Source organism: Bacteroides sp. AM41-16 (assembly GCF_003603495.1).
Lineage (GTDB): Bacteria > Bacteroidota > Bacteroidia > Bacteroidales > Bacteroidaceae > Bacteroides > Bacteroides uniformis.
Genome location: NZ_QTNE01000040.1, coordinates 1 through 6,716 on the forward strand (window position 1 = coordinate 1; position 6,716 = coordinate 6,716).

General features: G+C 52.0%; 4 protein-coding genes and 2 pseudogenes. 2 read left to right on the top strand and 4 right to left on the bottom strand.

Going from position 1 to position 6,716, the window contains the following annotated elements; genetic code table 11:
- Nucleotides 1-272: pseudogene (locus tag DW896_RS21610) on the top strand (hypothetical protein); the annotation flags it as partial.
- On the opposite strand, the gene DW896_RS21135 reads toward DW896_RS21610, so the two are convergent.
- Nucleotides 254-877, bottom strand: coding sequence for an HU family DNA-binding protein (locus DW896_RS21135; protein ID WP_008661896.1), 624 nt, complete (start codon nt 875-877; stop codon nt 254-256). The pseudogene DW896_RS21610 and the gene DW896_RS21135 sit on opposite strands and share 19 nt — an antisense overlap.
- 400 nt (nt 878-1,277) lie before the next feature.
- Between DW896_RS21135 and DW896_RS21140 the strand changes: the two genes are divergently transcribed.
- On the top strand, nt 1,278-3,368 hold the full coding sequence (locus DW896_RS21140) for a BT4734/BF3469 family protein (protein WP_119993783.1): 2,091 nt from the start codon (nt 1,278-1,280) through the stop codon (nt 3,366-3,368).
- On the opposite strand, the gene DW896_RS21145 is transcribed toward DW896_RS21140, so the two are convergent.
- The 3 genes and pseudogenes from DW896_RS21145 to DW896_RS21615 all read right to left on the bottom strand — a co-directional run.
- On the bottom strand, nt 3,365-3,826 hold the full coding sequence (locus tag DW896_RS21145; RefSeq protein WP_008661891.1) for a low molecular weight protein-tyrosine-phosphatase: 462 nt from the start codon (nt 3,824-3,826) through the stop codon (nt 3,365-3,367). The two genes, DW896_RS21140 and DW896_RS21145, sit on opposite strands and share 4 nt — an antisense overlap.
- A gap of 21 nt (nt 3,827-3,847) precedes the next feature.
- Nucleotides 3,848-6,313 (bottom strand): primosomal protein N', encoded by a 2,466-nt coding sequence (gene priA, locus DW896_RS21150; RefSeq protein ID WP_119993785.1) that lies wholly within the window; start codon nt 6,311-6,313, stop codon nt 3,848-3,850.
- 222 nt (nt 6,314-6,535) lie between these two features.
- Nucleotides 6,536-6,716: pseudogene (locus DW896_RS21615) on the bottom strand (hypothetical protein); the annotation flags it as partial.

Below are 6,716 nucleotides of genomic sequence, written 5' to 3' on the forward strand. Positions count from 1 at the left end.
TACTGAATCCCGTATTTTACATTTACACAAAATATTTTATAGTGCCGATTTTTTTAATCTTTAATTTTACTTTCCTGCTTTCTTTTTCTAAATCCCCTCCAGAAATTTATTTTCCATCACTTTGCTTCCACACTTCCACCCACCTCCTGCATCCCCCCTATCCATCGGCATTTGCCCCGCTGTGGAAGCAACCCAAAAAGGTGGAAGCAAAATCTGCTTCCACCTACTCAAAACGCCTAAGTTTTACCGTAACCTACTCGTCTCTACCGTAATACCCCGTACAAGGCACATAAATCGGTTGGTTCAGTTTTCCCACATTTTCGAGCTTACCCTCGCTGCGGAGCAGGCGAATATGAAGCTGCGCAGTGGAACGCATCATCCCGCAGAGAACCTGAAAACTCTCGCGCGTAAGGAACTGATGCGTAGAGAAGTAGCCCGTCAGTCGCCTGTCAATCTCCTTGTCACTCAGCTTTTGGGAATGCTCATTCAGCCCCAGCGGTTTAACTTTGATGGCACCTATCTCATTCTTCAGCACCTGGTCGGCACGAAACTTGATGCCCTTCAGCTTAATCTTGGTGGTTTTTCGTTTGGTCGCAGCGGTCACCGGCTCCGTGCTCGTCAGTACGGGATGAAAATAGCCGATACCGTCCAGATGCACCTGCCGCCCCTCGGCAAGGTCTTCCCCCATGACGTGCGACAAGGCATCCAGTACCGCCGAGACATCAGTCTCCGTCAACGAGCTGCGTTCCTGAATTCTGCGACGCAGTTCGTCGGTAGTGGTAGAGCCGTTCAAGCGGATGCGTGGATGAAGTATCTTTTCTTCCCGCTGTTTGTCTTTTGGTTCCGGAAGTTCATACCAATCAAATAAAATTGCCATAGTTCAATGTCTTTTAAGTTGTTATATAATAAGTTTGCGCCCTATGCGGAATAGGTGCGGGGTGCGTACTTCATCCGTAAAAGCTATGGAAAGAGAGACGCCTAACGACCATGAACAACTCTGCTTACGGTCGTCAAGCGATTGCTTCATGGCCGTAAGCAGAGTTGTTCATGGTCGTTAGGCGTCATCTATTCCCTATACAAAAGTAGACAAACAAAGGGAGAAAAGCAAAGGAATGCCAGTGTTTTGACAAAGAAACTCACTTGCTTTTAACACTTCTCTGCATGAGTCGTGGAGACTTGTATCCATTTAATAATTATTCCGCAGAATGCTTGCTTTCAGCTCTTCAATGTAGTATCTTTACGAGAATTATATTTACCCAAACAAGCTGACAAACAGAATGAAAATTACCTTGATTAGAGCAGAAAAAGAGAGCGGAAAGGAAGCCCTCAGCACCCTGGAAGCGGATGCACTGATTAAAAAACTGAAAACCGAAACCAAAGCCGGACATGTATCGACCCTCCGGGCCATCCTTCCTCAACTGGAGGGTACTTGCGCCCAATACGAACATATAGACAAACTGCCACGCATCTACCCTGCCGTGGAATATAGCCGTACACAAGAGGGGGAACGGTGGATGAAGAACTATAACGGACTCGTACAACTGGAAGTAAACCGTCTGTCGGGCATTGCCGAAGCGGAATATGTAAAACAACAAGCCGCCCTGCTACCACAGACCTTTGCCGCTTTCTGCGGTTCCAGCGGACGGAGTGCCAAGATATGGGTATTGTTTGCCCTGCCCGACGGCACAACGCCGAAGCGGGAGAGCGATGCCACCTTGTTTCATGCCCACGCCTACCGTATGGCGGTGAAGTGCTACCAGCCCTTACTGCCGTTTGCCATTACATTGAAAGAACCTTCCCTTACCCAGAGTTGCCGCATGACTCTGGACGGATATCCATACTACAATCCTGCCGCTGTACCTTTCTGCCTGGAACAGCCCCTCGGCATGCCCGAGGAAGAGAACTTCCGGCAACGAAAACTCGCAGAAAAGAATCCGCTGTTGCGGCTGCATCCGGACAGTAAAGCCTCGGACACCTTCGCCATACTCTTCGAATCAGCCCTTGACCGTGCATTCCGCGAATTGGACGGCTGGAAACGGGAGGGGGATTTACGGATACTGCTGGTGCCTCTGGCCGAACATTGTTTCAAGGCAGGCATCCCCGAAGAGGAAGTAGTCCGCCAGACATTGATGCACTATTACCGGGAAGCGGATGAATTCATTGTTCGTCAAACGATTCATAACCTATATCAAGAGCTTAAAGGCTTCGGGAAAAAGAGCAGTCTGACGCAAGAGCAGGAGAGCGTTTTCCGGCTGGAAGAGTTTATGGGCCGCCGGTATGAGTTCCGCTACAACACCGTTCTGGATGATTTGGAATACCGTCAGCGCGACTCCGTCCATTTCTATTTCAAGCCTGCTGACCAGCGTGCCCGCAGTACGGTCTCCATGAATGCCCTGAAGGAGGGTATCCGCGTATGGGACCGCGACATCAATCGTTTCCTTACTTCAGACCATGTGCCACTCTATAATCCCGTCGAAGAATACCTTTACGATACCGGCCGCTGGGACGGGAAAGACCGCATCCGGGCGTTGGCCGATCTCGTCCCGTGCCACAATCCTCATTGGCGGGAGTTGTTCTACCGCTGGTTCCTGGGCATGGTGGCACACTGGCGTGGAATGGACCGGCAACACGGAAACAATACTTCTCCTCTGCTTGTCGGTTCCCAAGGGTTCCGGAAATCCACCTTTTGCCGCATTTTGCTGCCACCGGAGCTGCGTTTCGGCTATACGGACAGCATCGACTTCAAGAGTAGGCAGGAAGCGGAGCGCAGTCTGGGACGCTTTCTGCTCGTCAACATCGATGAGTTCGATCAAATCAACATCAACCAGCAGGGCTTCCTGAAGCATCTGCTGCAGAAACCGGTTGCCAACCTGCGCAAACCCTACGGCAGCACCATCCGTGAGATGCGGCGGTATGCCTCCTTCATCGGCACCAGCAACCAGAAGGACTTGTTGTCCGACCCCAGTGGCAGCCGCCGTTTCATCTGCATTGAGGTCACCGGCCCCATCGATACAAATGTCACCATCAACTACCGCCAGCTCTATGCACAAGCTCTGAATGCCGTAGCCAAAGGTGAGCGCTACTGGCTGGATGATGCCGATGAAGCCATCTTGAAGCGGACGAACCGGGAATTTGAACAGCTCACCCCACTGGAACAACTCTTCCACAGCCATTTCCGCGCGGCAGAAGAGGATGAGGAGGGGCAATGGATGATGCCCATGCAGATTCTTTCCGCCTTGCAGACAAAGACGCGTGACCGTCTGGCTATCAATAAGGTGGCCGTATTCGGGCGGACACTCAAGAAGCTTGAAATACCGAACAAGAAGTCACGGCAGGGGACGCTGTACCATGTAATGCCGCTGGATTAAATGCTCTGCAGTAACCCCGCACAAGCATCTTCCAGAATGTCCAGCACATACTCAAAACCTTCGGAACCGCCGTAATAGGGGTCCGGTACATGGTCGACATGGGTAAACTTTGTACAGTATTCCGTCATGCGGTGTATCTTGCTCCATTCGGCGGTTGAAGGGGCACGATCTTTCAGGTCGTCGATGTTGCGGTCGTCCATACCGATAATTAGGTCGAAGTTGTAAAAATCCTCGGTACGTACGGGTCGCGAAAGATGCGTCAGATTGTATCCACGGCGGGCAGCATGGGCACGCATCCGGCTGTCCGGCAGTTCGCCCTGGTGATAGGACAGAATGCCTGCAGAATCGATTAAAAACTCATCCGCACGTCCGGCTTCTTCTACCAGATGTTTCATGACTCCCTCTGCCGAGGAGGAACGGCAAATGTTGCCGAGGCAAACGAAAAGTATCTTCTTCATATTTCTTTAGTTACGAGTTATTTACATCGGGTCTACATCATAATACACTATCAGCGACTTGAAGCGGTCTTCCGCCACCATCTCCTTTTGCACCTGGACGAGCAGCTCGCGGGCACGTGCCATCGGGGCATTGGTTTCTATCTTCAAGACAATCTTTCGGATGAACAAAGTCTGTACGCGTGCTACGGGCGGCTTGTCCGGTCCCAGCACCCGGTTGCCAAAGACGGTGCGGAGCTTGGCGGCCATAGTCTGTGCCATGAGGTCGAGCAGAGTCTCGTTCCGGTTCTTCAGGTAGACATACACTAGGCGGTAGTAGGGTGGGTAGTGGAACATCTGGCGTTCGGCAAGCTGCCCACCTACCATGGCTTCGTAGTCGTTGGCAATGACTTGCGGGATGATGGGATGGTCAATACTTTTGGTTTGTAGCACCACCCTGCCGCGCTTGTTCTTCCGTCCGGCGCGTCCGGCAACCTGCGCCATCAGCTGGAAGGCGCGCTCGTAGGCGCGGAAGTCGGGATAGTTCAGCATGGTGTCGGCATTGAGTATGCCCACAATGCTGACGTGGTCGAAGTCCAGACCCTTGGACACCATTTGCGTGCCTATCAGGATGTCCGTCTTGCCTTGCTGGAAATCGGAGATGATGCGCTCGTAGGCGGTACGGGTGCGGGTGGTGTCCAAGTCCATACGGGCTACGCGGGCGTCGGGGAAGAGGGCTTTGATGTCATCTTCTATTTTTTCCGTGCCGAAGCCGCGGTTGCGCAGGTCAGTGCCCTCGCAGGCGGGGCAGATGCGGGGCAGTTGGTAGGTGTAGCCACAGTAGTGGCAGGTCAGTTGGTTCAGCCCCTTGTGGTAGGTGAGGCTGACGTCGCAGTTCTTGCACTTGGGTACCCAGCCGCAGGTGTTGCATTCTATCATGGGGGCGAAGCCGCGGCGGTTCTGGAAGAGGATGACTTGTTCTTTCTGTTCCAGCGCTTCGCGGATGTATTGCAGGAGCAGTGGAGAGAACGGACCGTTCATCATCTTCTTGCGGTGCAGCTCCTTAATGTCTACGGGGATAATCTCCGGCAGTTGTATTTCTTTATAGCGTTCTTTCAGTTCCACGAGGCCATACTTACCGGATGTGGCATTGTGCCAGGTCTCTACGGAAGGGGTTGCCGTGCCCAACAGAGTTTTGGCGCCATACATGGAGGCGAGTACAATGGCTGCATTGCGGGCATGATAGCGGGGAGCAGGGTCTTGCTGCTTGTAGGTGTTTTCGTGCTCCTCGTCCACAATCACAAGACCGAGGTTGCGGAAAGGAAGAAAGACGGAGGAGCGGACGCCGAGAATAATGTCATAGCCTGCTTCCGACAACTGCTTCTGCCAGATTTCTACCCGTTCCGCATCGGGGAACTTGGAGTGGTAGATGCCCAGACGGGAACCGAAAACGCGTTGCAGGCGCTCTGTGATTTGCGCAGTGAGGGCTATTTCGGGCAGGAGATAGAGCACTTGCTTTCCTTGCCGGATGGTTTCTTCTATCAGATGAATATAGACTTCGGTCTTGCCGCTTGCCGTGACACCATGTAGCAGGCAGACGTTCTTGCTTTGAAAATTCTCTAAGATGGAGTGATAAGCGCGTTGCTGGTGCTCGTTCAGCGGGTTGACGGGGATGACTTCTTTGAGGAGTGCTTTGTCTATGCGACCTATTTCCTGCTGGTAGACTTCGAATACACCACGGTCCACAAGACCGTTGAATACGGCAGGGGTGGCAGAGGTGCGTTGCAGCAGTTCGGCTTTGGAGACTTCTTTTATATCTCGTCCGCTGAGGTAGCCGGAGAGTTCCAGATATTTCATCAGCAGGTCCAGTTGCTTGGGGGCACGGCGCTGCAACTCGTCGAAGAAGATGTGCAGGCGGTGTTCGTTGCGGGCGGCGGCGGTGAGGCGTACACGGGTTTCGGTCTTAGGCTTATAGGTACGGCGCAATTCTTCCTTTACGAAGATGGCCTCTTTGTCGAGCAGTGACTTGATGACAGAAAGTATGTTCTTGATGCCGGTCTCCTTCTCCAGTTTCGTCACGCATTGCTCCGGGTCGGCAGAGAGCATATCCAGTATCTTCTGTTCCTTCTCCGGCAGGCAGACATCGGATTCGAAATCGGGGTTGTACTCTACGATTGTTTCGCTTTCCAGCTTCAAGCCAGAGGGTAAGGCAGCTTTGTAGACGTCTCCTTGCGTGCAGAGATAGTAATCGGAGAGCCATTCCCAGAACTTGAACTGCCGCGGAAGCAGTATCGGGCGGGCATCCAGCAAAGCGGACACTTCCTTTACTTCGTATTCGGTGGGGGCACAATAGTGCACGTTGCGCACGATGGCTGTATAGTATTTCTTCCGTCCGAATGGCACTACCACCCGGCAACCGGTCTGCACTTCATCCACCCATTCGTCGGGCAGGGAGTAGGTGAAGTAGCTGTACAAAGGCAAAGGCAATATGACGTCGGCAAACTTTTTCATCGTGGGGACAAAGATAGTGGAAAGTGGAGGGAGAATGAAATGAACGGGGGCATTTTTTATGCTGAGGAGAGGAGGAGGCTGTTGTGGATTTGGATGAAGATAAGGGAGAGGTATTGCAGATTTTATGGGTAGGATGGGTGTAGAAGTATGGGGAAACTGGCGTCAGTGTTTTATAAAATTTGTTCGATGTATTAAAATAAGAATGAGTGAGTTGCAGTAAAACTATGGCGTTTTGAATAGGTGGAAGCAAATTTTGCTTCCACTTTTGGGAGTTACTTCCACAGCGGGGTAAATGCCGATGGACAAGGGGATGCAGGAGGTGGGTGGAAGTGTGGAAGCAAAGTAGGGAGAAAAAAGTATGTCTTTTCCTGATTTAGCTAGACGCTTTTTCTTTTTATAACCG